Origin of the sequence: Aestuariispira insulae, assembly GCF_003385955.1 — a bacterium.
Classification (GTDB): Bacteria; Pseudomonadota; Alphaproteobacteria; order UBA8366; family Aestuariispiraceae; genus Aestuariispira; species Aestuariispira insulae.
In genome coordinates this window covers 1,149,008-1,173,775 of the sequence record NZ_QRDW01000001.1, presented here as the reverse complement: position 1 = coordinate 1,173,775, position 24,768 = coordinate 1,149,008, and the positions used below count along the sequence as shown (strand labels likewise).

The following is a 24,768-nucleotide window of genomic DNA, read 5'->3' as shown; positions in this document are numbered from 1 at the left end:
ATCAGGCCTCGTTCAGGTAGAAAAGCTGTGCGGAGGCAAAGGCAAAGAGGAAATTGTCATAGCCTTCCAGCGGGGTGTCTGGTTTCATCAGCTGTTCGATCCGGTCCCGGCGCAAGATGTCGAAAACTGGGGTGTCGCTCATCAGGCGTTCCACAACATCCGGATTGTCCCGGTAAAGCAGGGATGTGATCCGGGCATTGAAGCCGACCTTGCGCGACATATCCAGGATCTCCGGCGGCACCAGGCCGCGTCCAGCCTCGCGCAGCAACGCCTTGGCCCGCCCGTCGCGGAACAATAACTCACTGGGGACGCTATAGAGGAACCGGGCCAGGTCCCGGTCGAGATAAGCGCTTCTGGATTCAACGGATTGCGCCATCCAGTTATGGTCCCCGGCCAGCAAATAGACCGGCACCGCCTCATGATGCAACTCGTTGAGCATCCGGTTGCGTAACAGATCCCGGCTGTAATCCCGTTCCAGGCCGTAGGCACCCGGTGGGCGGCAGGTGAATTCCCCGATATCCGGCATGCTGAGATAGAGATGATCCCGGAAGCCGGGCTCCCTGGAAAACCGGTGCGGGTCTTTCAGCAACGGGTTCCGGATCCATTGCCCCATGGAAGCGCGCCATTCTGACACCTTTTCCTCATAGGCAGGCGTGCCGTCAAAACCAGCCAGATAATAAAGGTAGTGATCGTAATAGCCGCTGAACAGCTCGTCGGAACCCATGCCATTGAGCGCGACCTTATAGCCCGCTTCGCTTACCGATTCGGCCAGCCAGGCGTCCAAATACATGGCGATGGTGGGCACCGGCGCGTCTTGCTGGTGCACGATGCGCGCCAGGCGGTCCATGAAATCATGGCCATGAACCCGCATGATATGGTGATCGCATTGAAGGGCTTCCACGGCCCGGTTGATCAGGGGTTCCTCGTTATAGCCGATCTCGGCCTCAAGCATGGAAAAACTGTGAATGGTCTGGTCAAACTCATGGGCGGCAATGGCCGCCAGAACGTTGGAGTCGATGCCGCCGCTTAAGGTGATCGCCACGTTGGTATCTGCCCGGAGCCGAAGCTTGATGGCATTTTTCAGATGATGTTTGGTACCTTCTACCGCCTCCATCCAATTCATGGGCTGAGGATCGTGCGTAAGCTGCCAATAGGAACGGGGCTGATAATCGGCGGGGGAGGACAGGCGGGCATGATGGCCTGGTGGGAAAGGCGTGATATTTTCGTAAAATGAATCCGCACGGCCATTTAGTGCGCGGTATCCATGGATCAGGAACCGTTCCATGCGATCCTGATTGATGTCGCCCGCCTGCACACCCATCTGCCGGAGAAGCTTGATCTCGGACGCGAAATAGAGACCTCGCCCATCCTGGTGAATGAAAAGCGGTTTTTCCCCAAAGCCGTCCCTGGCAAGGATCAGGCAGTGTTCCTGCCGGTCAAAAATCGCAAAGGCGAACATGCCTTCAAACCGGCTGATGCAATCCAGGCCCCAGGCTCGATAGGCCTTGATGATGACTTCGGTATCGCCGGTTGTTTCAAACTGGTGCCCCAGCTGCGCCAGCTCTTCACGCAATTCAACGAAATTATAGATCTCGCCATTGAAAACCAGCAGGCAGTCATCCGCGTCAAAGGGCTGGTCCGAGCGTGCTTCCGGATCAATGATGGCCAGGCGCGTATGCAGCAAATGCAGATGATTATCCCCAACCGCCAGGCTTGCCTGACCACTGCCATCGGGGCCACGGTGATGCATGGCCGTCAAGGTTGCCTGCAGGCGGTCGGGGGAAATGGCGTCGGGGCCAAAATATCCGGCTATACCGCACATCAGCCCTGTCCCTGAGACTGTTCCAGGTCGTTTAATTGCCGGCGCATATCGGGAAGATGCTCAACGATGCTGCGATGCAGGGTTCGGCAGAAATCCGACCGGTCCTTGGGATCAATGCGCCGGGACAGGAAATGGCCCAATTGCAGAACCCGGCCGATCCCCCCCAGGAATGTCCATCTCGCTGCTTTGTCCGGGCTGTTCACCTGTTGCGTGGTTGCTTCGTTGATCAGGGGCCAGAGCGCCTCATAGAGAGGGGCAAAACGGTCTGGTGGTGTTTTGGACAGCGCCTGTTCGGCCTGGTCCAGCCATTGATGTGCGGCATTTCGATATTCCTGGAAACGCTCGGTGATCTGGAAATATTCCGGCCCGATATCGGGAATTTCCGCGCGGGTTTGTGCCACGATCTCGGCCACCGGTCGCTGGGATGCAGGAATTGTCATGTCCGTAGGATCCATGGCGGTGGTTCCGGCGATGTCAGCGCCATCACTGCAATTAATAAACTGGCATTGCGGGAAACTCAGGAACAATTGCTCGAAATAAGACCGGCTCAGCATGAAGGACGCGATGGAATAAACCGTACCGCCACGTGCGCCTTTCACCGGGATGGCCAGCGGGTCCATGTCATTGCCGCGGTTCCAGGAAGGCTTTTCCGAGAGGGTATAGATGGAATGGGCGGAATGGTGCTGATCCGGTTTCTTGCTGCCAAGATCGATTCCGAACAAGCAATGCTGGGGATAGCCCAGTGCTATCGCCGAACGGCTGGCCAGGTTGGTGACGGACGGCACCGCATAGGCCATAGGCTGGTGCTGGCCCGCGAATGCCCGTGTGGAAGATATGGTGTCGCGGAAGAAATAGATCACATCATCAAACATGTCCGGCACACGCGGATCCACTGATGTGCTGGCGATCAGGCGGATGCCCGACAGGTCGTGGCGGGCGGCGGTCTGGGTCAGGCCGTCGAAAATATTGGTGGTGTTTTCCATTTCGCAATGGAAATCGGGGCGGATGCCATTATCCAACAATCCGTTCAGCCCGGTTCCGCCGCTAAAAATAACAACGCGGTCGCGCCATTGCCGGATCAGGTCGAACTGGCCGTCAATGGAAGGGCCGCTGCCGATGATAAAGGCGGGAACATTTTTGATCGATCGGTCGGTCTTGTCTTCCAGAAAACCGTATGGGCCCTGGCTGAGATTGGCCAGGCTGTTGCGCATCATGGTCATCTCGTCTTCGACAAACCCTTTGGGGCCGAACAAAAGCGGCCGGACCTCCGCCAGTTTTGCCACGGCCCCGTTCAGGAACGGGCTGCCATAGGTCTGGAAGACATAGGACCCGTCGAGCAGGCTGTGATGGGGGCCGCGTATCACATGTACAAGCAGGTTGATCGCCGCATCGGGGCTGTCATTCAAGATGAAATGGATCTGGCCGCCGCGTGCGGTGATGCGATCAACAATTGGAGACCAGTCAACCAGGGACAATGCCAGTTTCAGAAACTCGGGACTTTCCTCGATGACGATTAGATCCCGGAAATCCAGTTGTTCCACCAGCGGGGACAGAGCGAGGCCAATGCCCAGGCCAAACATGAAGAGATAACCGCCGCCGGCTTCCGGTAGGGTGGAAAGCTCAAGCCCCTGATGGGATTTCAGGATCTCCTGCATCATCCGGTCGGCGACGCCGGTGGCTTTTGGATCCAGGCCACCGAGACGGGCATAAAAACGGTTGGGGTTTTCCAGGTAACGAGTGATTTGTTCACGTGAATGTTGGATCGCATTCGGCTCAAAAAGAGGGCGCCCGCCCGCCATCAGATTGAGGTCACCTGTCTCGACCGATCCGGTAATGGAAAAGCCGGGGGAAAGTTCGGCCAACTGCGCCGCCAGGCCCGGAGGGAGACTGGCCTCAAGAAGTTTGAGATTGGACTGCAGTAAATCTTTGTTCATCAAAGAAATATGTCTTGATTCAGCAATAAAGCCAAGGGATCTGATCAATGTCTCAGGTTGGATTTGCCCCCGTTGGCCTCCTTTCTATCTTTCCACTATTTTAAGATATATGGTTTACTGAAGAATGAATCATAATCGGACCGGTAAAGCCGTTGGAGAAAAAGGAAGAAATCCTCCCGCGGCTCGAAATCCGGCCAGCCAGTCTTGAGGGAGAGGGAATAAATGAGCAGTGTAGTCTGGAATGACGGTGCCTGGCGGGATGGCGCGGAACCATTGCTGAGCGTAAATGCCAATGGTGTTTGGCTTGCTTCTTCGGTTTTTGACGGCGCGCGTGCATTCGAGAATGTTGCACCGGATCTGGATCTTCATTGCCAGCGCTTGAATCGCTCTGCGGCCGTGCTGGGCCTTAAGCCCTTGATGAGCGCCGGTGAAATTTTTGATCTCGCATGGGAGGGGATCAAGAAATACCCGTCAGGAGCCGAATTATATATCAAGCCGCTCTATTGGGCCGAAAGCGGATTTGTCGCGCCGGATCCGGATAGCACCCGGTTCGCCCTTTCGATTAGCGAGGCACCATTGCCGACCGCCGCTGGATTCAGTGCCTGCCTGTCCTCCTATCGTCGACCGTCACCCGAGGTGGCACCCACCCAGGCCAAGGCTTCCTGCCTTTATCCCAATGCGGGCCGTGCACTGCAGGAAGCCCAGGCCGCGGGCTATGACAATGCGGTAATGCTGGATCCGATCGGTTTTGTGGCTGAATTTGCCACAGCCAATATCTTCATGGTTAAGGATGGCGTTGTCTCCACCCCGGTGCCCAATGGCTGTTTCCTGAACGGGATCACCCGTCAGCGTGTGATTGCCCTGCTGCGAGGCCGCGATATCGAGGTTCAGGAACGCCAGATCACGCCTGAGGAACTGGAGCAGGCGGATGAAATTTTCAATACCGGCAACTATAGCAAAGTCATGCCGGTCATTCGCTATCAGAGCCGGGATCTGCAACCGGGGCCGGTCGCTGCATTGGCCCGAGAGCTCTATTGGGAATTTGCCCATAAGACATCATGAGTGAGGATTGCATAGTCCATGTATGTTGCCGGTAAAATCTGTCAGGATCTTTGGTAGGCGGTTTGTCTCATGGGCTTGCGTTTTCGGGATCGTATCTCCTTCAAGCTGGCCCGTACCGGGGTGGTTCTGGCCTTCCTGGTTGGGTTGCTGCTGAGCAGTTTCCAGCTTTATTGGGATTATCGTGAGGAAGATACCGCCCTGCAGGCCATCATTGACCGTATCCTATCGGTCGCCCAGCCGCCTGCCAGCCGGGCGGTGCATATCCTGGACGAGGATCTGGCTGCGGAGGTGGTTGACGGGCTGTTGAAATATCGGTTCGTGCGCAAGGCCGAGATTTTTGACGATTTGGGCATTGAACTTGCCAGCAAGGAAAAGCCGGAAGAGAACAGCTCTACCCGCTGGATCACGCGCAACATCACCCGGGAATTTGAAGAACATACTATATCGCTATTGTCCGAGGATCTATTGGATGTGGCACCGGGGAGATTATCGGTGACCATTGACCGGGACCGGGCGCTGGCGGATTTCTTCGGACGTTCCCTTCTGGTTCTGGGTTCGGGGATTGTGCGCAACATGCTGCTGGTGCTGCTGTTGTTCGTGGCTTTTTATTGGCTGTTGACCAAGCCGCTTAACCAGCTGGCCCATTCCATCGGGGTCATTGACGCCAAAAATCCCAGCGGCGGCCTGGTCGAGGTGGCCCCCCGGCATCAGCAGGATGAGTTGGGCCAGGTGGCGGATATGACCAATCGGCTCATGAAGTCCGTGCGTGACTTGCTCAAAGAGCGCGCAGAGGCGGAAAAAGCCCTGATCGCGGCGCGCGATCAGTTGGAAATGCGTGTGCTGGAACGCACTAAAGAACTGCAATATGAGATTTTTGAGCGCCGCAATGCCCAGGAAGCATTGAAGCAGGCAAACCAGCATCTGGAAGAGCGGGTAGAAGAGCGGACATCTTCGCTGATGGCGGAAATTTCGGAGCGTAAGAAGGCTGAGCGGGAATTGATCGCGGCCAAGGAGAATGCCGAGTTGGCCAACCGGACGAAAAGCGAGTTCCTGGCCAATATGAGTCATGAATTACGCACACCTCTGAACGCGGTGATCGGTTTTTCCACGATCATGAATGAAGAAATGTTCGGGGAGATTGGCAATCCAAAATATAAGGAATATTGCCATGATATCTACCGGTCCAGTACACATCTGCTCCAGTTGATCGGCGATATTCTGGATATTTCCAAGGTTGAGGTGGGTGAACTAACCCTTAAGGAGGAAGTCAGCGATGTTGATACCATTGCCGATACCTGCCTCAAAACCCTGGAGACCTCGATTGACAACAAGAAACTGAAGATCGTCCGGGCTTTTGATGATTTTCTGCCGCAGTTATTTGCCGATCCGCTGCGGGTTCGGCAGGTATTATTGAACCTTTTGTCCAACGCGGTGAAATTCACCGAGGTAGGCGGCGCGATCACCCTGACCATCACATCCGGTCCCAAGCAGGAAGTCATTATCGCGGTCCGCGATACCGGAATCGGCATCCCCGCGGATAAACTGACTCGTGTTCTGGAACCGTTCGGTCAGGTAGATAATGTGCTGTCACGGACTCATGAAGGGATCGGTCTGGGATTGTCCCTGACCAAGGCTTTGATGGAATTGCATGGCGGTAATCTGGTGTTGGAAAGTGAAGAAGGGGTCGGCACCTGTGTGACCGTGACCTTCCCCGAATCCCGAAGCCGGGTCAAAGCGATGAAAGCCGAGGCCTGATAGCATCCAAAGCCGATGACTGAACCGTTATAAGGCAGGGTAGAAATAAAAAAAGGCGGCAGTTTTTCACTGCCGCCTTTTATTATTCTAAACCTGAACGATCCGATTATGCGGTCATGTCTTCGCCAGACAGTGCCTTGTCGATGAGCGCGATGGTTTCCTGGATGCCATAAAGGCCGATGAAGGATCCCATACGCGGCCCCTGATCCTGACCCAACAGCACTTGGTAGCAGGCTTTGAACCAGTCCCGCAGAGACGCATATTCCTCATGGGCCTTGCCCACTTCGTAAACGGCAGTCTGGATTGCTTCGCCATCGGCGTCCGCGTCCAGCCCTTCCAGGCGAGCACGCAGATCGCCCAGGGCCGCCCGGTCGGTATCATCCGGGGCTTTGAAATTTTTGGTCGGCTTCACAAAGTCGGTGTAATAGCGGATCGCATAGCCGATCAAATCATCCAGCTTCGGATTGTTTTCCGCCGTCGCGCCCGGCACATAGCGGCTGACAAACCCCCAAAGGACGGATTTGTCTTCCGTGTTGCAGACGCTGGCCAGGTTCAGCAGGATTGAGAAGGTAAGCGGCATTTCGCCCCCGTCCGGCACGCCGCCATGGATATGATAGGCCGGGTTTTCCAACTGTTTGGCCGGTTCCTGCTCCGCACAGCTCTTGGCATGGGCGAAATATTCATCGACATTTTTCGGGATGACATCGAAATAGAGCCGCTTGGCAGTTTTCGGCTTGCCATACATGAAGAGCGACAGGCTTTCCGGCGGCGCATAGCGCAGCCATTCCTCCATGGAAAGGCCATTGCCTTTGGATTTGGAGATCTTTTCGCCCTTATCATCCAGGAACAGCTCATAGGTGAGGTTCTCCGGCGGGCGGCCGCCCAGGGCGCGGGTGATCTTGGCGGACAGTTTCACGGACTCGCTCAGGTCCTTCCCGGACATTTCGTAATCCACATCCAGCGCATACCAGCGCATGGCCCAATCCGGCTTCCATTGCAGCTTGGTCCGGCCGCCGGTGACCAGGGTTTCGATCTTCTTGCCGTCGGCACGCTCATAAACAATGGTGCCGGCTTCCGGGTTGGTTTCAATCACCGGCGCCTGCAAAACATCGCCGGTTTCTTCACAGACCGGCAGGAACGGGCTGTAGGTTTTCTGGCGCTCTTCACCCAGGGTCGGCAGCATGATTGACTGGATCTTGTCATAATTGCGCAGCAGCGTCAGCAGCGCGTCATCGAACATGCCGGATTTGTAACATTCGGTGGAGCTGCGGAACTCATATTCGAACCCGAAATCATCCAGGAAGGCACAGAGGCGCGCATTATTATGGGCGCCGAAACTGTCATGGGTGCCGAACGGATCCGGCACCTGGGTCAGCGGCTTGTTCAGGTAGCCGGCCAGCATGTCTTGGTTTGGCAGGTTGGTCGGAACCTTGCGCAGACCGTCCATATCGTCGGAAAAAGCGATCAGCTTGGTCGGGATATCGCTGATCATCTCGAAGGCGCGACGGACCATGGTGGTGCGCAGCACTTCGCCAAAGGTGCCGATATGCGGCAGGCCCGATGGGCCATAGCCGGTTTCAAACAGCACATATCCCTTTTCCGGTTTCTTGCCACCCACGCGCGCAAGCACCTTTCGTGCTTCCTCGAAAGGCCAAGCTTTTGCCATCGTTGCCAATTCGCGCAATTGAGTGTCAGACATGATATATGCTTTCCAAAATAGTCTGTTATTCGCCCGTGCGGCGGGCCGGGCCGGAGATCGGTGATGACCGATATGCCGCGGTGCCGGAAATTAGGCCTAACCCGGCGCGGCGTCAATCTTTCCCGCGATATTCACCATTGTTGGCCAACAGGGTTTAATTCCGAATAAATTCCCTCTAGAAATGATTTGTAGTTTTTTTTGGGGAGGTTCTGCCAGCGGGGCGGGGCCGAGGCAGGAATTGAAATGACGGACAATACCGTCGAATTGTACCAATCCATGTTTGAGAATGCGGTCGAGGGTATGTACCGGACCGTGCTCAATGGCGATTATGTGATCGTCAACCCCGCGCTGGCGCGCATACATGGCTGTGAAAATGTCGATGAATTCATGTCCTTCTTTGGTGCCAAGCGGACCGTCTATGTCAATCCGGAAGACCGCAGATACCTGATTGAGCAGATCCGTACGCATAATGTGCTTAAGACCTTTGAATGCCTGGCCTGGCGCAAGGATGGTTCCACCTTCTGGATGTTGGAAAGCGGGCGTGGCTATTATGACAAAGACGGAACCCTGCTGGGCGTTGAAGGTGTGGTGGAGGATATCACCAAGCTGAAAGAGACCGAGCAGGAATTGCGCCAGGCGCGCCAACAAGCGGTCACGGCGGATCGGGTGAAGACGGAATTGCTGAATAATGTCGGCCATGAATTGCGTACGCCGTTGAATTCCATCATCGGCTTTTCCGAGATCATCCAGAAATATTCTGAGGAAAATGATCTTGAGGATGAGCTGTCGACCTACAGCCGCGAGATCAAGGGCAGCGCCAACCAATTGCTGCAGATCATCAATGATCTGCTGGAATTCAGTCAGATTAATGCGGGCCTGCATCGCCAGAAATTTGATGAGGTGGATGTGGTCTCGTTGATCTATTCCATTGATCGCCGCTTCCGGCCGGAAATGGAACGCCATGGGCTGAACCTTGTCATCGATATCTGCCGGGAGACCCCGGCGTTGCGCGCCGATGAGCGGGCCATGAAGCGGATTTTGGAAATCCTGATGTCCAATGCGGTCAAATTCACCCCTTATGATGGCGAGGTGGAGATCTCGGTCCATTTCGGCGCACAGGGGGAATTGATCATCCGGATCACCGATACGGGCATCGGTTTCCGGCAGGAAGATGTAGTGCGGGCCCTGACTCCGTTCATGCAGGTGGATTCGTCGCTCACCCGCAAATATGAAGGCATGGGGCTGGGGCTGCCGATTGCCCATAACCTGGTGGAGCGCATGGGCGGCGTCTTTTCCATCCTGACCGCACCGGAACAGGGCACGGAAGCGACCATCACTTTTCCGGCGGAACTGGTCCGGATCATCACCGCAGCGGACTGACGGTCCGGCGGTGTGCTAAATCGGCTTCTCTTGCGTAATCTGATTGTTCCAACCCGGCGCGGCTGTATGATGCAGGCATGAGTAATTCCGTCTCCCACAACCCGGCAGAAATCCTGTTTCCCGATGCCGATATCCTGGTTACGGGTGCCGCGCATTATGCGGTGCTGACCACTGATGGCGAGATGTTACAAGGCCCAGTCACGGAAGCGCGGAAGTTTCTGTCAACGGACCGGCCACCGGTCATCTGCCATATGCCGGCCACGGCCAGACGGGCGGGGGGAAAACCTTTTCCCGCTTTCGACTTGCTGGAACTGTTTGCCTTTGTGCATCCGGCAACTTTTTGCCTGCCGACCCCAAAAGGCCTGGCGGAGGCTTGTGGCCTTACCCTGCCGGAAAAGTTGGAAGATGAGCCACTGGCGCTGTTTCATGTGATGCAGATTTTGCTGGGCCGTGCGGCGGATCTTGATCAGACCAGCGATCTGCGCCGCCTGCTCTGGTCCATGGGGCGGGGCGGCTGGCAATGGACACCCTTCCTGCTGGCGGCGATCGGAGCGGAGGAAGATGACGGTGTGCGGGCCGGAACCTCGGGCCTGGATGCCTGGAAACGCCTGCCGGAATGGGAAGAGGTAGCTCCGCCGCCGCCGCCCGGTGGCTTTACCATCAGTTCCAATGAAACCCGCATGCGGTTAAAAGACCTGCTGGGCCAGGCGGCGGAAGATCGTCCGGAGCAAAGTGATTATGCGGTTGCGGTGTCAAAGGCCTTCATCAATCCCGAACAGGAAGGCCAGGCCAATGTGATCCTGGCAGAGGCGGGAACCGGCGTTGGCAAGACATTAGGTTACATCGCCCCGGCCAGCGTCTGGGCAGAAAAGAACGAAGCTCCGGTCTGGCTCTCCACCTATACCCGCAACCTGCAGCATCAGATCGACCAGGAACTGGATCGGGTCTTTCCAAACCCGTTGGAAAAGCAGGAACGGGTGGTGGTGCGCAAAGGGCGGGAAAATTATCTCTGCCTGTTGAATTACGAAGACGCGGTCAAAGGGGCGGGTATGCCGGGTGGCCGGGCGGTGGCACTGGGCCTGATGGCGCGCTGGATCGCCTACACCCGGAACGGGGATTTGAGCGGCGGGGATTTTCCATCCTGGCTCTCCGATTTGGTGGGCGGGGCCTATACGGTGGGGCTGAGCGACCGGCGCGGTGAATGCATATATACGGCCTGTGCCCACTATAACCGCTGTTTCATTGAAAACGGCATCCGCCGGTCCAGGCGCGCCGATCTGGTGGTGGCCAACCATGCGCTGGTCATGGTCCAGGCCGCACGGGGAAACCTGGATCTGGGCGGGCGCACGACCCGGTTGGTCTTTGACGAGGGGCATCATGTCTTTGATGCGGCGGATGGTGCTTTTTCCGCCCATTTGACCGCATTGGAAATGTTTGAGCTGCGCCGCTGGCTGCGTGGCCATGAAGGCAAGGCCCGCGGCCGAGCCAGGGGGCTTCGCGCCCGGGCCGAGGATCTGGTCGGCTCGGAAGACGCCATGAAGGCGCTGGATGATTTGCTGCGGGCCTCCACCATCCTGGTGGCCGATGGCTGGCGCCAGCGTCTGAACGATGGCAGGCCGACCGGCCCGGCGGAGGAATTCCTTTATCATCTGCGCTCCATCGTGATGGCGCGTGCGCCCGGCCGGAACGGGCCGTTCGGCCTGGAAGTGCCGGCGGTGGAGCTGGATGAAACCTTCCTGGAACTGGCGCAGAAACTGGAAATGGCGCTGGCCGCCATGGAAAAACCGGCAAGCCGCCTGCAGACGTTGCTGATGCGGCGGCTGGATGAAGAGGCGGACAGTTTGGAAGGCGCGGTCCGGGCGCGGATCGAACTGGTCAGCCGCAGCCTGGAACATCGCTGCAAACAGCTGGTGACCGCCTGGCGCGAGATGCTGAAAGGCCTGCATGATGGTACGCCACCGGCTTTTGTCGACTGGCTGGCGGTGGAGCGGGCGGACGGGCGCGAGTTGGATCTTGGCTTCCTGCGCCACTGGATCGACCCCACTCTGCCTTTCACCCAGGTGGTCTCTGAGCAGGCCCATGGGGTGGTGGTGACCTCGGCGACCCTGACCGACGGGTCGGGGGATGAGGAACAGGATTGGAAAGCGGCGGCCCAGCGTACCGGGGCGGAGCATCTGAAATTTGGCGCGACCCATACCAAGGTCAAATCGCCCTTCAACTATCCCGAACAGACGCGGGTGATCGTGGTCAATGACGTGCGCAAGGATGACCTGGCCCAGGTGGCGTCGGCCTATCGGGAATTGATGCTGGCCTCAAACGGCGGGGCGCTGGGCCTGTTCACCGCGATCTCACGGTTGCGCGCGGTGCATGAACGGATTGTGGCTCCGCTGGAGAGCATGGATATCCCGCTTTACAGCCAGCATGTGGATGCGCTCAACCTGCCGACCCTGATTGATATTTTCCGGGCCGAGAAAGATGCCTGCCTGCTGGGCACGGATGCGGTGCGAGATGGTGTCGATGTGCCGGGCGAGAGCCTGCGCATGATCGTCTTCGACCGGGTGCCCTGGCCAAGGCCGACCATTTTGCACAAAGCTCGGCGCGACCAGTTCGGCAAGCGCTTCTTTGACGACAGTCTAACCCGGCTGAAACTGAAACAGGCCTTTGGCCGCCTGGTCCGGCGCAAGGATGACCGCGGCGTCTTTGTCATGCTCGATTCCATGATGCCGAGCCGGCTGAGCGGGGCCTTTCCCGAAGGCGTAAAGGTCCAGCGCATCGGCCTGGCTGAGGCAGTGGCGGAGGTACGTGCCTTTTTCGGGACGGGTGAAGTGGACCCCGATCAGCCCGGCACGTAATTAGCCAGGATTGCAGACACGGTCAGCAGGGAGCCCACCGTGGTGATCAGGATGATTGCGGCGGAGCGTTTCAGATAGACCTGATATTGCTGGGACAAGAGGAAGACCAGGCCGCCGGTCGGCAGGGCCGCTAGGATGACGGCGGCGGCGGTGTCCAGCGGCGACAGCTCGAACAGGAAGGTCGCCAGCCACCAGGTGATCAACGGCATCAGCAACAATTTCAGCGCGCTGACCCAGGCAATTTCCAGCTTATTGGAACGCGCCGCCCCGGTGATCAGGAAGAGGCCGATGGCAAACAGTGCGGATGGGCCGGCAGCAGCCCCCAGCAGATCACAGAAAGTTTCGATGGCGGAAGGCAGCGGCAGGCCCAGGGCGGAAACCAGCAGCCCGGCAAAGGCTGACATGACCAGCGGGCTTTTGGCGACGCTGGTGAAAACATCGCGAATACCGATCAGAACCCGTCCAGCTTCGACCCGCTCCATTTCCATGATCGCCATGCCAAGGGGCATGACAACCGCGCCATTGAGGATCGTCGCGGTGATGGCGGGCAGCGCGCCGTCTTCGCCAAAGGCGGTCATCAGCAGGGGGATGCCCATATAGCCGGTATTGGAAAAGACCGCACACATGCCATGCTGGCTGAGTTGGGAGAGGCGTCCGGGAAAGACGAAGGTGGCAATGATCAGGGCAATGCCGAAAGTGGCCAACTGGCCGCCGAATACCACGGCCAGATAGGGCCAGTTGAAAATGTCATCCATTGGCGCGCGGGCCATGGAAATGAAGAAGAGGGCGGGCAGCGCCACATAATAGACAAAGCCGTTCAATGCCGCCGTGCTGTCCTGGCCCAGGATCCGGAAACGCCCGCACAGAAAGCCGGTCAACATGATGGCAAAGACGGGGATCGCAACATTGAGCAGGGCATGCATGGGCGGTATCTTCCTGAGATGGATAGGGAAACCAGTATGGCTCGGATGCCTGTTTGCCGGACCCTAACCAGCAGGGCGGGCCTTGTCGAGACACTTTTGTTACAAATTTATGGCCGGTTAAAACCATGAAAAAGGTGGCAAGGGCCGGTGACAGTTCCTATTCTATTAGGGTCTGTTCAAGACATATCAATTTGTATCTGCCTTATTGGAGTTCCCATGCTGAACAAGCATCAATCCCTCGTCTATTGTATGGTTGTTATGTCCGCCGCCGACAGCGACATGACCGATGTTGAATTGATGACCATGCAGCAGATTGTCTCTTTCCTGCCGGTTTTCACCGGTTATGATCCGGGCGACCTGGCGGATGATGCCGGGAAATGCGCCGAGGTCCTGTTGGACGAGGATGGCTTTGACAAAGCCCTGGACCTGATCCGTGAATCCCTTCCGGTCAGCCTGCGTGAAACCGCCTATGCGCTGGCAGTGGAAGTGGCTGCGGCCGATCTGCATGCGGGCGAGGAAGAGCTGAACCTATTGCAGATGATCCGCCACAAGTTGGATATCGACCGGTTGATTGCGGCTGGGATCGAGCGGGGCGCACGGGCGCGCTATTCCGTTTCCTGATCACCGGCGTGCGAAAATAATGTCCGGGCAATCCCTCAAGGGATGGAAGATTGGTGTCATTGGGCTTGGCCTGATGGGAATGCCGATGGCGCGCAACCTGCATCAGGCGGGCGCGGATGTGTTTGTCACCAGCCGCAGCCCCGGCCCGGCGGAAAAACTGGCCGATGAGGGCATGACCGCCTGCGAGAGCCCTGCGGCTATGGCCGATGCTGTGGAAACTGGCGGCATCATTCTCATCATGGTGACTGATACGGTTGCCTGCCGTACAGTTCTGGAGGGACCAGAGGGCCTGCTAACTGGAAACCTGGATGGGAAGAGCGTGATTGACATGGGTACGACCCAGGTCATGGATACCAGGGATCTGGCGGCCAAGGTGACGGACCGGGGCGGGTATTATCTGGATGCGCCGGTTTCCGGTGGCCAGCTGGGGGCAGAAGAAGCGACACTCAGCATTATGGTCGGTGCGGCGGAAGAGGATTTCCAGAAAATGTTGCCGATGTTCCAAACATTGGGCAGCCGGGTTACGCGGGTTGGCGGGATCGGTGCTGGCCAGGTCGCGAAATCCGCCAACCAGATGATTGTCGGCATGACCCTGGATGCGGTGGCCGAAGCCCTGAGCCTGGCAGCGGCGGCAGGAGTTGATCCGGCGAAGGTGCGCGAGGCCTTGATCGGCGGCTTTGCCGGCAGCCGTATATTGGATCTTCATGGGCAGCGCATGATCGACGGCGCTTTTGACCCCGGAGGGCGCATCACGGTCCAGCGCAAGGACATGGTTCAGGCGGCAGCGCTGGCTGATGCCGTGGGGGTGGATCTGCCGGGGTTGGAAAAAAGCCGCGAGATATGGAATTCTGCCGTGGATGCCGGTTTGGGTGAGTTGGATCAGGCCGGGATCTTCAAGTTATTTCGACCAAGAAGTCAGGAATGATTCGGTCATTTAAGCGCGGTATTTCAATAAGTTGAAAGAGCCATGCATTAAATGCATACCCCCGTTGCGAAAATGGCTCTTTAAAATCGCATCCGGAAATCATACATAACCCGTGCTTCAGTTGTTGCGATGCAACAACCCCGGAGTGATCGCTGCGGCGCCCTAGCCGATTGTGCAGTCGCTCTGGACATACGTCTCCCAGACGTGAAGCCTCCCTGTTCAACTTGCCGGAAGCTCTGCTTCCGGCAATTTTTTTTGTACGGCATCTGAGAAACGCTTTTATTCAGCCTGTCGCGCCGCCATTTTCCAGATTTTTTTTCAAAATGATGGATGTGGTGATGTCGGCGACCGCTGCGTGGTTGGCGATCCGGTCCCGCACGCTATTGAGCTGCTCCGCATTGGCGGCTTCAATCTCGATGATCAGGTCAATTTCCCCGGACAGCGAATAACAGCGCCTAACCTCCGTCAGGGCGGAGAGGTCTTCGATCAGGTCATAAGCGGGGGTGTGGTGCAGTCTGGCCAGTAAGACCGCACCGACCTTGCTGGAGGATGGGTCTTGGATCACCGCCTGGTAACCGGCAATGATGCCGCTTGTTTCCAGCCGTTCCAGGCGATGGCGCACGGTGGATCTGGCGATCCCGGTTTTGGTGGCGATTCCCTTCACCGGCTCGCGGCCGTTTTCACGCAGGATCGCGATGATCTTCCGATCTGTTTCATCTAACTGTGACATGGCCGGAACGCTAATCCGGGGCGTCCAAAAAAACAATCTTCCTGTTCATAATGGCGAAAGAGCAGGCCAGGTGGATCGGTTATATTATTTTTCTTCAATAAAACCGCACAGGGTTAGAACTGATGTTTCAATTGCAATCGGACAAAATCGGAGAACAGGAAGCCGGGATCATCACGGAAGCGCTGTTTGGCATTTCCGGCGAGGCCGAGCGATTGGAGGGAGAGCTGGACCTGAATTTCCGGCTGACTGATGGCGCGGGGCAAAGCTATGTGCTGAAGATCCACAACCCGGCAGCGGACCGTGATTTCCTGGAGGCGCAAAATGCGATGATCCGCCATTTGGATGCCCAAAAACCCGATCTTGCCCTGCCGCGCCTGGTGCCGTCTTTGGATGGCTCTGATGGGGGCATGATGTGCGACAGTGAGGGGCATGAGCGGGTTGTCCGTTTGCTGACCTGGCTGGCGGGCGAAACCTGGAATCATGTGGCCAAAAAGGGTGGTTTAACCCTGTATCCGCTGGGCCGGTTCATGGGGCAGTTGGACCAAGCCCTGGCCGAATTCGATCATCCGGCACTAAAGCGGAAATTTTTATGGGAAATGACCGGGGCGGCAGTCCATAAAAAACATGTATCAATGATCGGGGATGACGAGATCCGGGCGATTGTTTCGGACATCCTGAATGATTTTGAGGGACGCGTATCGCCGTTGCTGAAAAACTGCCCGCATCAAGTGATCCATAATGATGCCAATGATTATAATGTCTTGATGGCGCCAGACGGTGCGGTGGCGGGTCTGATCGATTTTGGCGATGCGGTTCATTCGGTCAGGATTGCCGAACTGGCGGTGGCAGGGGCCTATGGCATGCTGGGCCGTGATGATCCCATTGCGGCGGTTCTGCCTTTGGTTGCCGGATTTCATGAAACCAATGCGCTTAATGATGGTGAGTTGGAGATCCTCTATGCCCTGATGCGGGTCCGGCTTGCCATGTCGGTCTGTATGGCGGCCAAGCAGATCGCGGAAAACCCGGATAATGATTATCTGCTGATCAGCCAGAAAGATGTGTATGAACTGCTGCGCCGCTTGAAAGATGTAAACCCCCATCTGGTGCATTTCCGCCTGCGGGATGCCTGCGGGCTGGAACCGGTACCGGGCAGCCGTGCTGTCCGGGACTGGCTGGAATTGAACGGTGGCGATTGTGCACTGGTCTGTCCGTTGATCCCGGGCAAGGACCCGCTGTGGATCTTTGATTTGGATCCCGGCCAATCATCCACATCCCAGAGCCACGACCCCGCCGGGTGGTGGGCGCAGATTGAACGCGAAATGAAGCTGCGTGGTGCCAAGGCGGCTATTGGTCGCTATCTGGAGGACCGGTCTGTCTATACCTCGGACAATTTTGCCGCCGACGGCAGGGAACGGCGTACCGTCCATATGGGGATCGATATCTTCATGCCGCCCGGCACCCCGGTTTTTGTCCCGCTGGCGGGCAAGGTGGTCCATTTTAATGACAATGTGGAGGAGTTGGATTACGGGCCGGTCATCATTCTGGAGCATGAGACGGATACAGGTGCAAAATTTTGGACCAAATACGGTCATCTCACCCGCGACAGCCTGCCGGGGCTTGCCCTGGGCCAGAGGCTTGAGAAAGGCGAGGCCTTCGCCCGGATCGGGCCGTTCCCGGAAAATGGCAACTGGCCGCCGCATCTGCATTTCCAGATCCTGACTCATCTGTTGGATATGGGCACGGATGTTTTCGGCGTTGCGCCAAAATCCACCCTGGATATCTGGGAGAGCATCGCCCCCGATGCCAACCTGATCCTGGGGATCAGCGAGGATTGTGCCGGACGGGTGGCCCGGGCCGATGATTATCTCATCGACAAGCGCAAACGGCATTTAAGCCGCAATCTCAGCTTATCCTATGCTGATCCGTTGAAAATAGTGAAAGGCCGGGGCCAGTATCTTTACGATGAAGCGGGGAATGAATGGCTGGATATGGTCAACAATGTCTGCCATGTGGGCCATTGCCATCCCCGCGTCGTCAAGGCGGGCCAGGAACAGATGGCTGAATTGAATACCAATACCCGCTATCTGCATGACAATATCGTACGCTATGCCAAGCGATTGACTGCCACCTTCCCGGATCCTTTAAATGTCTGTTTTCTGGTCAATTCCGGCAGCGAGGCCAATGACCTGGCGATCCGCCTGGCACGCAATTACACCGGATCGCGCGAGATGCTGATCGTGGACCATGCCTATCATGGCAACCTGTCATCCCTGATCGATATCAGCCCCTATAAATTCAATGGACGGGGCGGGGAAGGCTGCCCGGATCAGACTCATATCTGCACCATGCCCGATGGTTATCGCGGGGCCTATAAATACAGCGCACCGGGCATGGCGGAAGCATATGCGGCGGACGCCCACCGACATCTGGAAAAATTGCGCGTCCAAGGCAGGAAACCCGCCGCCTTCATCGCGGAATCGATCCTGGGCTGCGGTGGTCAGGTGATGCTGCCCGACGGCTATTTGAAGGACGTATATGCCGCGGTCCGGGCCGAAGGCGGGCTTTGCATCGCCGATGAGGTCCAGGTCGGATTTGGCCGGGTCGGTCATCATATGTGGGGTTTCGAGCTGCAAGGCGTGGTGCCTGATATCGTGACGCTGGGCAAGCCGATCGGCAATGGCCATCCCATGGCGGCTGTGATCACCACCCCGGAGGTGGCCAATGCCTTTGTCACCGGCATGGAATATTTCAACACCTTTGGTGGCAATCCGGTTTCATCCGCCATCGGGCTAGCGGTTTTGGATGTGGTCCGGGACGAGCGGTTGCGCCGCAACGCCCTGGATGTGGGAGAGCAGATGCTTGTCGGAATGCAGGCCATGGCGCAGTCGTTTGATTTGGTGGGCGATGTACGCGGTGTTGGCCTGTTTCAGGGAATGGAGCTGGTGCGCGACCGCGGCAGCCTGGAACCGGCCGACCGGGAAGCCTCCGCTGTGGTGGAAGAGATGAAAAAGCGGGGCATTCTGCTCTCCACTGACGGGCCATTGCATAATGTCGTCAAGATCAAGCCGCCCATCTGTTTCAATGCAGGCGATTGCGATCGCTTCCTGACGGGGCTGGAAGAAAGTTTGCGTCTTGTCTCCGGCCGGTCCTGGTCCTAAACCAAAGGGATCAGATTGTTCAGGCAGGAGTGTTAACATGCAATATGTAGTGGAACCGGCGGAGCCGACTGTTTTGCCGGTGCGCGGCCAGGACGGGATGTTCCCGGTTCATACGGTCTATTGTGTGGGGCGCAATTATGCCGCCCATGCCATTGAAATGGGCCATGACCCGGATCGGGAGCCGCCATTTTTTTTCCTGAAACAGGCCGATTGTATTTTGCTGCCGGGTGAGGATTTTCCCTATCCGCCGCAAAGCGCGGATGTGCATCATGAAATGGAATTAGTGATCGCACTGGATGGCGGCGGCACCGACATTCCGGTTGATGAAGCGCTGGATCATGTTTTTGGCTATGCGGTCGGGCTGGATATGACTCGGCGTGATCTGCAGGGCCAGGCGAAGAAAGCCGGGCGCCCCTGGGAAGCAGGCAAGTCTTTTGCCCATTCCGCCCCCTGTTCCGAGATAGTGCCCGTGGAGATGTGCGATCATCCCGAAGCGGGTGAGATCTGGCTGGATGTCAATGGCGAGCGACGTCAGACCGGTGATCTAAACCAGTTGATCTGGAAACTGCCGGAAGTGATTGCCGAATTGTCCAGCCTGTTCCCGCTGAGGCCGGGGGACCTGATTTTCACGGGTACACCGGCGGGTGTCGGCCCGGTGCAGCCTGGGGATGTCCTGTCTGGCGGGGTGGCGGGGATTGGGACCATCGAGCTCACGGTTGTGTAGAAAAGACAGGCTTGAAGGGGCTGGTTTACGGCCCCATTTACCCGGTCGGGGATGAAACAGGGGACATAACGAGATGGCGGAAAAGAAGACGGATGGAACGCCGGGGGGCGTTTTTGTATCCGGGTCCACCATGGGCCATGTGATCCGGATGACCGGCACAGGGTCGATTGGCATGCTGGCGATCTTTGCCGTTGATTTCATCGACATGTTTTTTCTGAGCCTGTTGGGCGAGGCGGAGTTGGCGGCGGCCATCGGGTTTGCCGGTTCTATCCTGTTCTTCACCATGTCGGTCAGTATCGGCCTGGCCATCGGGGTGAGCGTGATGGTGTCGCGTATGCTCGGCGCGGGAGATAGCGCAAAAGCTGGCCAATATACCGTCAGCGGTTTGGTGCTGGGTGTTCTCCTGTTGGTCCTGCTGGCCATCGTCACCTGGCTGCTGGTGCCGGTCCTGCTGGAGATGCTGGGGGCATCGGGGCGCACAGCCGATTATGCCCGGCGTTATCTGAATATCCTGATCCCGTCCATGCCCCTGATGGTGGCGGCGATGATGGGCGGGGCGTTGCTGCGGTCGTCCGGTCTGCCGAAATTTGCCATGTATTCGACCTTGCTGGGGGCACTGGCCAATGCGGTCCTGGATCCGCTGCTGATCTTCACCGCCGGCTTGGGGATCGAAGGGGCGGCCCTGGCGTCAGCGATTGCTCGCTTTGTCATGTTCGCGGTTGCGATTGTTGCCGTCTGGCGCGCGACCGACCTGATGCGGGCCTGGAACCCCGCGGGATTTTTCGGGGATATGCGTGACATTGCCCGGATTGCGGGGCCGGCTGTTCTGACCAATGTGGCAACACCTATCGGCAATATCTATGTGATGGCGGCGGCAGCGGATTTTGGCGATTCGGCGGTTGCGGGCATGTCCATTGTCGGGCGCATCATCCCCTTTGCCTTTGCCGCGACTTTCGCGCTTTCCGGTTCGATCGGGCCGATTGTGGGGCAGAATATTGGGGCGGAGCGGATTGACCGGGTACGCTCCACCTTGAAGGATTCGTTGATCTTCATCGCGGGATATGTGGCGGTGGTCTGGCTGATCCTGGCGCTTTTGGCCGACCTGGCGGTGACATTTTTCAGCGCCACAGGTGTTTCAGCCGACGTGGTGCGGCTTTTCTGTCTGGGGATTGCGGGCAGCTTTTTCTTCAACGGCGCGCAATTTGTCGCGAATGCGGCGTTCAACAATCTGGGCCGACCCATGTTGTCGACCCTGTTCAATTTTGCAAAGGCGACCATTGGGACCATTCCCTTTGTGTATGCGGGGGGGCTGATATGGGGGCCGCAGGGTATTCTTGTTGGTCAGGCATTGGGGGGCAGCCTGGTGGCTATGGTGGCGATCTTTATGATGTTCGGGGTGGTACGGCGCCTGGAACGGGAAGGCATTGGGGCCTTGAAACCGGCGAAAAGAGTTTGGCGCATTCCCTTTTGGCCGCAATCCTCGCCGCGTGTTTAGAGGCTGTCTGGATGTCGTTTTAACCGTCCAGGGGCTGGCGGTCGGTGGCAAAAATCCCGATCATGATCCGCTTGACTTTATCCCCTTCCATCAGGGGCAGGATCAGGCGGTCCCAGGCGCTGAGATTGATGTTCAGGGCGGGGGTATGCAGGGAATAGAGCGGTTCCGGCCGTAGGCAGATTGCCCGGTAATTGGCGATGAAATAATGCCTGAGCGGGGTCCAGATCGTTTTCAGATCCTTTCCGGTCAAATCTTCAACGGTCTTGCCGATTTGGGAGCCGTAGAGCCGGACGTGAAAATTCTCACCCTCATCGCATACATCGGTCAGGATTAAATGGCCTAATAATTTGACCAAATGTAGAGGGTCCACATCCTCTGGTGACGGGGCCGGTCTGTCACCTTTGGTCTCTTGCCACCATTGCATCAAAAGGGAAAATTCCGGGTGTGGCAGTTCGTCGGGGTCGGGATTCCAGATCAGTTTCGGTGGCGGACTGCCCAGTTTTTTCAAAAGGTCATCGCAGGCGGCCATATCGCCCGATGCCAGGCTTCGTGCGGTTTCCCAAAGGCTTTCATCCCTGATGAGCGGTTCCTGCAAGGGCGGGCGGAACGGTTTCTCTTGTTTGAGGTCGCCGGACAGCGTTTGCCGGGCGTCGGCTTGCCGGTTTTGTGGCACTTATTGTCCCCAGAATGTGATATGCGGCGTTATTTTAGCGGTTTCCCCCCGTGCCGTGAAGGCAAATATATTACACTTGTTCAACAATGCTACATAAACAGTCGCTCGTCTTTGAGGCCTGTGTATAGATGGGCGACCTGATCGCCATAGCCGTTGTAAAGCAGGGTTGGCACACGCTCGTTCGTGCCCAGGACCCGCTCGCTGGCCTGGCTCCACCGTGGGTGGGAAACCTCCGGGTTCACATTGGCCCAGAAACCATACTCGCGGCCCTGGATCTGTTCCCAGAAGCTTTTTGGCCGTTGGTCTGAAAAGGTGATCCGGTTGATGGATTTGATGGATTTGAAACCATATTTCCATGGCACCACCAGGCGGATCGGCGCGCCATTTTGTTTCGGCATGGCCTTGCCGTAAATTCCGGTCCCGATAAAGGCAAGCTCATTGGTGGCTTCTTCAATGGTCAGCCCTTCAACATAGGGCCAGGGATACCAGAAAGCGCTTAGGCCCGGCATGGTTTCCTCGTCTGCCAAAGTTTCCATCACCACATATCTGGCACTGCTCAGCGGTTTGGCGAAATCCAGCAACGCTTTCATGGCAAAACCGGACCAGGGCACTGCCATGGACCAGGCTTCGACACAGCGATGGCGATAGAGCCTCTCCTCCAACGGCATTTTGCGGATCAGGTCATGGGCATCGACGGTGATTTCCTGCTCGACCAGGCCGTCGATCCGCAATTGCCAAGGGGCGATTTCCAAGCTTTGCGCGAGTGGGGCCACATCCTTGCTGCTGCCAAATTCATAGAAATTCACGTAATTGAGCGCATGTTTCTCGTCTGTCAGCGGCCGGTCCAGCGCATAGCTGCTATTGCGTTTGGCGGGGTAGAGATCCGCGCTGGGGGAAGGGGCCGCTGCCCGGGCCAGGGGGGCGATCAAGCCGGCGGCGGGCAGCAAGGCCGTGCCGAGCCCGAGTGTTTTGATGATCCGGCGTCGGTTATGGAAGACCGTTTCATCGGTTGCGCAATGTTCTGGCAGATACCAGCTGGGGGGGCAACTGGTCAGCATTACATCCAATCCTTCCTAATGTCGTCTGACACTAGGTTTTAGAACGGAAGAGTGCGTTTCCCCAACTCAAAGCTCCGTGAGGTTGGGCAGGCAGTTTTGTTGGCCAGGTTAATCCGCGCTATTCAATGCCGATGGTATGGAGGGGCGAAGCCGAAGGGCAAAGCCGATCAGCACCGGCAAAACCATCAGCACAGTGGCGAGCCCGCAGAGCATGGCAAACCCCTGAGTTTCATAGAGTGGACCAAAGGCAAAGGCCCCGGCGCTGGCAGCCAGATAGGTGACCGCGCTATTGAGGCCGAGCACGATGCCCCGCTTGGAAGGATGCAGGGCGGACAGGCTGCCGACCACCAGATTAAGACCGAAATGATTGGCCGCGCCCCAGAGCGCTGTCAGGATCAAAAGAGCGGCGAAGGATCCTGAAAAACCGGCCATCAGGGCATAGGTCAGGGTCACCATCCCCATAACCCAGGGCATTAGACTTCGGGTGCCATGACGGTCGATCAGGCTGTCGCCCAGGCTGGCCAGGGCAAAACCGGTACCATAGGTGATCGCAATCAACCCGCCGGCTCGCAATGGCAGGTTGAGTGTATGGTGAATGTGGTCGCCGATGAATGCATAGGTACCGTAAAAAGTGACCATGAAGAAAAAGCAGATCGTCAACAATGCCGGCACACCAGGCAGGCCAAAGGCCCGGAGGGGAAATTGCAGGCCAATATCGGATCGCTCGGACTTGGGGGGGCGGGACAGGAAGACAATCAGGCCGCAGAGCAAGGCTAAAATGCTCAACAAGCCGAAAACGAGGCGCCAATGGATCAGATCGGCCAGAAGAGACGAGAGTGATACGCCGGCCACCAGGCTCAATGTCCAACCCACCAAAACCCGGCCGAGGATTTTGCTTTCCTGACCTTTGGGCGCAATTTCGGCAGCATAGGCATAGATGGCGGGCAATCCGATTCCAGCGGCCAGCCCGGCCAGGCTCTGGGCGATGATCAGGCCGGATATGCCCGGTGTAACGGCGCTTGCGGTAAAACAGCTTGCGAGCGCGATCAAAGCGCCGAAAAGTGCGCGCTGGACTCCGATGCGGTCGATCAGTGGGGAAAGGGTCAACGCCCCAAGCGCTGTGCCCAGACCATAGCCACCGGCGGCATAGAGGGTGGTGGAAGTCGATCCGCCCAAATCCGCCGCGATGCTGGGGGCGATAGGCCCCAGAGCCAATGAATTGGCACCGATAATACCGACTGAAGCGGTCAATATAATGGTCGTGGCACGAAGAGATAGCATATTCACTCTCATATTCATGGAATTATGTTCAGTATTTTTCCGATTATGATTAATTTAATTTTGATATAAAGGGTGATAAGCCGATCTTTGTTAAATACAGATGCTATTCAGCAGAAAGGGTGGAAAATGCGTCCCTTGGACGATTTTGACCGAAAAATATTAAGTGCGTTGGTTGAGGATGCCAGCCAGAGCTATGCCCAGATGGGGGAACAGGTGGGGTTATCGGCGCCAGCGGTGCATGAACGCGTCAAGCGTATGAAAAAAGATGGTGTGATCCTGGGCACCACCGTCCGGCTGAGCGGTGACGCGGTGGAAAAGCCGCTTTTGTCTTTTGTTCAGGTCAGCACCCGTGGTTGGGGTAAAAGCCAGCGCCTGATGGCGTTGACCCGCTTTCCGGAAGTGGAGGAAATCCATGCGGTTGCGGGCAGTACCTGTTTGCTAATGAAGGTGCGCACCCGGGACTCCCAAGCATTGGAATCGTTGCTGGGGCAGCTCTATATGACGCCGCAGGTGGTTTCCACCAGCACCTTTGTTGTCCTCTCCACCTATCTGGAACGGCCAAACCAGGCCGGAGTGACGGAAAGCTGGCCTGAAATTGTTTTTCCAGACGTCTAATTTTGGGCGCGAGCAGAGGATTGGGCAAATGATTTCAAATATTTGAAGACCATGTTATGCT

Annotated in this window: 18 protein-coding genes; 10 read left to right on the top strand and 8 right to left on the bottom strand. The window is 57.2% G+C overall.

The annotated features are described in order from the left end of the window. Nucleotide 1: 1 nt before the first annotated feature. Nucleotides 2–1,822 (bottom strand): asparagine synthase (glutamine-hydrolyzing), encoded by a 1,821-nt coding sequence (gene asnB, locus DFP90_RS05760; protein ID WP_115935419.1) that lies wholly within the window; start codon nucleotides 1,820–1,822, stop codon nucleotides 2–4. Further along, nucleotides 1,822–3,756, bottom strand: coding sequence for a motility associated factor glycosyltransferase family protein (locus DFP90_RS05755; protein WP_147300942.1), 1,935 nt, complete (start codon nucleotides 3,754–3,756; stop codon nucleotides 1,822–1,824). Before DFP90_RS05755 ends, asnB begins: the two co-directional genes overlap by 1 nt. 222 nt (nucleotides 3,757–3,978) lie before the next feature. Here DFP90_RS05755 and DFP90_RS05750 point away from each other — a divergent pair, with 222 nt between their 5' ends. Next, nucleotides 3,979–4,818: a branched-chain amino acid aminotransferase gene (locus tag DFP90_RS05750; RefSeq protein ID WP_115935417.1), complete on the top strand. Its 840-nt coding sequence runs from the start codon at nucleotides 3,979–3,981 to the stop codon at nucleotides 4,816–4,818. Nucleotides 4,819–4,887: 69 nt separating this feature from the next. Continuing rightward, nucleotides 4,888–6,573: a sensor histidine kinase gene (locus DFP90_RS05745; protein ID WP_115935416.1), complete on the top strand. Its 1,686-nt coding sequence runs from the start codon at nucleotides 4,888–4,890 to the stop codon at nucleotides 6,571–6,573. A gap of 106 nt (nucleotides 6,574–6,679) precedes the next feature. On the opposite strand, the gene DFP90_RS05740 is transcribed toward DFP90_RS05745, so the two are convergent. Then, nucleotides 6,680–8,272 carry a lysine--tRNA ligase gene (locus tag DFP90_RS05740; RefSeq protein ID WP_115935415.1) on the bottom strand — a complete coding sequence of 531 codons (1,593 nt, stop codon included), beginning with the start codon at nucleotides 8,270–8,272 and terminating at the stop codon, nucleotides 6,680–6,682. A 243-nt stretch (nucleotides 8,273–8,515) separates the two neighbouring features. Here DFP90_RS05740 and DFP90_RS05735 point away from each other — a divergent pair, with 243 nt between their 5' ends. Together DFP90_RS05735 and DFP90_RS05730 are read left to right on the top strand one after the other, a co-directional pair. After that, nucleotides 8,516–9,652, top strand: coding sequence for a PAS domain-containing sensor histidine kinase (locus tag DFP90_RS05735; RefSeq protein WP_115935414.1), 1,137 nt, complete (start codon nucleotides 8,516–8,518; stop codon nucleotides 9,650–9,652). Nucleotides 9,653–9,729: 77 nt separating this feature from the next. Next, nucleotides 9,730–12,504: an ATP-dependent DNA helicase gene (locus tag DFP90_RS05730; protein ID WP_115935413.1), complete on the top strand. Its 2,775-nt coding sequence runs from the start codon at nucleotides 9,730–9,732 to the stop codon at nucleotides 12,502–12,504. Here DFP90_RS05730 and DFP90_RS05725 read toward each other — a convergent pair. Further along, nucleotides 12,489–13,427 (bottom strand): AEC family transporter, encoded by a 939-nt coding sequence (locus DFP90_RS05725; RefSeq protein ID WP_115935412.1) that lies wholly within the window; start codon nucleotides 13,425–13,427, stop codon nucleotides 12,489–12,491. The two genes, DFP90_RS05730 and DFP90_RS05725, sit on opposite strands and share 16 nt — an antisense overlap. A 216-nt stretch (nucleotides 13,428–13,643) precedes the next feature. Between DFP90_RS05725 and DFP90_RS05720 the strand changes: the two genes are divergently transcribed. Beyond that, a complete protein-coding gene (locus DFP90_RS05720) occupies nucleotides 13,644–14,048 on the top strand; it encodes a tellurite resistance TerB family protein (protein ID WP_115935411.1) in 405 nt (134 codons plus the stop codon). Nucleotides 14,049–14,067: 19 nt separating this feature from the next. Beyond that, a complete protein-coding gene (locus DFP90_RS05715) occupies nucleotides 14,068–14,973 on the top strand; it encodes an NAD(P)-dependent oxidoreductase (RefSeq protein ID WP_115935410.1) in 906 nt (301 codons plus the stop codon). Nucleotides 14,974–15,256: 283 nt separating this feature from the next. On the opposite strand, the gene DFP90_RS05710 is transcribed toward DFP90_RS05715, so the two are convergent. After that, entirely contained in the window at nucleotides 15,257–15,703 is a 447-nt protein-coding gene (locus DFP90_RS05710) for an Lrp/AsnC family transcriptional regulator (protein ID WP_115935409.1), read from the bottom strand. 122 nt (nucleotides 15,704–15,825) lie between these two features. Between DFP90_RS05710 and DFP90_RS05705 the strand changes: the two genes are divergently transcribed. The 3 genes from DFP90_RS05705 (at nucleotide 15,826) to DFP90_RS05695 (ending at nucleotide 21,080) form a co-directional block, all read left to right on the top strand. After that, a complete protein-coding gene (locus DFP90_RS05705) occupies nucleotides 15,826–18,861 on the top strand; it encodes an aminotransferase class III-fold pyridoxal phosphate-dependent enzyme (RefSeq protein ID WP_115935408.1) in 3,036 nt (1,011 codons plus the stop codon). Between the two features lie 37 nt (nucleotides 18,862–18,898). After that, nucleotides 18,899–19,585, top strand: a complete 687-nt coding sequence (locus DFP90_RS05700) for a fumarylacetoacetate hydrolase family protein (RefSeq protein WP_115935407.1) — start codon at nucleotides 18,899–18,901, stop codon at nucleotides 19,583–19,585. Nucleotides 19,586–19,658: 73 nt separating this feature from the next. Next, the gene (locus DFP90_RS05695) at nucleotides 19,659–21,080 is read left to right on the top strand and encodes an MATE family efflux transporter (protein WP_115935406.1); all 1,422 of its coding nucleotides are present in this window, start codon (nucleotides 19,659–19,661) and stop codon (nucleotides 21,078–21,080) included. A gap of 19 nt (nucleotides 21,081–21,099) precedes the next feature. On the opposite strand, the gene DFP90_RS05690 is transcribed toward DFP90_RS05695, so the two are convergent. From DFP90_RS05690 to DFP90_RS05680, 3 genes are all read right to left on the bottom strand, one after another. Beyond that, complete coding sequence (locus tag DFP90_RS05690) at nucleotides 21,100–21,753, bottom strand: PAS domain-containing protein (protein ID WP_115935405.1); 654 nt, start codon at nucleotides 21,751–21,753, stop codon at nucleotides 21,100–21,102. Between the two features lie 89 nt (nucleotides 21,754–21,842). After that, on the bottom strand, nucleotides 21,843–22,811 hold the full coding sequence (gene msrP, locus DFP90_RS05685) for a protein-methionine-sulfoxide reductase catalytic subunit MsrP (protein ID WP_115935404.1): 969 nt from the start codon (nucleotides 22,809–22,811) through the stop codon (nucleotides 21,843–21,845). Nucleotides 22,812–22,919: 108 nt separating this feature from the next. Beyond that, the gene (locus DFP90_RS05680; RefSeq protein ID WP_181905205.1) at nucleotides 22,920–24,092 is read right to left on the bottom strand and encodes an MFS transporter; all 1,173 of its coding nucleotides are present in this window, start codon (nucleotides 24,090–24,092) and stop codon (nucleotides 22,920–22,922) included. A 126-nt stretch (nucleotides 24,093–24,218) separates the two neighbouring features. Between DFP90_RS05680 and DFP90_RS05675 the strand changes: the two genes are divergently transcribed. Beyond that, nucleotides 24,219–24,707 (top strand): Lrp/AsnC family transcriptional regulator, encoded by a 489-nt coding sequence (locus DFP90_RS05675; protein WP_115935402.1) that lies wholly within the window; start codon nucleotides 24,219–24,221, stop codon nucleotides 24,705–24,707. The last annotated feature ends 61 nt before the right edge of the window (nucleotides 24,708–24,768 follow it).

Bases quoted from the DNA above. Each gene is read 5' to 3' on its own strand.
- asnB (WP_115935419.1), bottom strand. From the start codon at position 1,822: ATGTGCGGTATAGCCGGATATTTTGGCCCCGACGCCATTTCCCCCGAC.
- DFP90_RS05755 (WP_147300942.1), bottom strand. From the start codon at position 3,756: ATGAACAAAGATTTACTGCAGTCCAATCTCAAACTTCTTGAGGCCAGT.
- DFP90_RS05750 (WP_115935417.1), top strand. From the start codon at position 3,979: ATGAGCAGTGTAGTCTGGAATGACGGTGCCTGGCGGGATGGCGCGGAA.
- DFP90_RS05745 (WP_115935416.1), top strand. From the start codon at position 4,888: ATGGGCTTGCGTTTTCGGGATCGTATCTCCTTCAAGCTGGCCCGTACC.
- DFP90_RS05740 (WP_115935415.1), bottom strand. From the start codon at position 8,272: ATGTCTGACACTCAATTGCGCGAATTGGCAACGATGGCAAAAGCTTGG.
- DFP90_RS05735 (WP_115935414.1), top strand. From the start codon at position 8,516: ATGACGGACAATACCGTCGAATTGTACCAATCCATGTTTGAGAATGCG.
- DFP90_RS05730 (WP_115935413.1), top strand. From the start codon at position 9,730: ATGAGTAATTCCGTCTCCCACAACCCGGCAGAAATCCTGTTTCCCGAT.
- DFP90_RS05725 (WP_115935412.1), bottom strand. From the start codon at position 13,427: ATGCATGCCCTGCTCAATGTTGCGATCCCCGTCTTTGCCATCATGTTG.
- DFP90_RS05720 (WP_115935411.1), top strand. From the start codon at position 13,644: ATGCTGAACAAGCATCAATCCCTCGTCTATTGTATGGTTGTTATGTCC.
- DFP90_RS05715 (WP_115935410.1), top strand. From the start codon at position 14,068: ATGTCCGGGCAATCCCTCAAGGGATGGAAGATTGGTGTCATTGGGCTT.
- DFP90_RS05710 (WP_115935409.1), bottom strand. From the start codon at position 15,703: ATGTCACAGTTAGATGAAACAGATCGGAAGATCATCGCGATCCTGCGT.
- DFP90_RS05705 (WP_115935408.1), top strand. From the start codon at position 15,826: ATGTTTCAATTGCAATCGGACAAAATCGGAGAACAGGAAGCCGGGATC.
- DFP90_RS05700 (WP_115935407.1), top strand. From the start codon at position 18,899: ATGCAATATGTAGTGGAACCGGCGGAGCCGACTGTTTTGCCGGTGCGC.
- DFP90_RS05695 (WP_115935406.1), top strand. From the start codon at position 19,659: ATGGCGGAAAAGAAGACGGATGGAACGCCGGGGGGCGTTTTTGTATCC.
- msrP (WP_115935404.1), bottom strand. From the start codon at position 22,811: ATGCTGACCAGTTGCCCCCCCAGCTGGTATCTGCCAGAACATTGCGCA.
- DFP90_RS05680 (WP_181905205.1), bottom strand. From the start codon at position 24,092: ATGCTATCTCTTCGTGCCACGACCATTATATTGACCGCTTCAGTCGGT.
- DFP90_RS05675 (WP_115935402.1), top strand. From the start codon at position 24,219: ATGCGTCCCTTGGACGATTTTGACCGAAAAATATTAAGTGCGTTGGTT.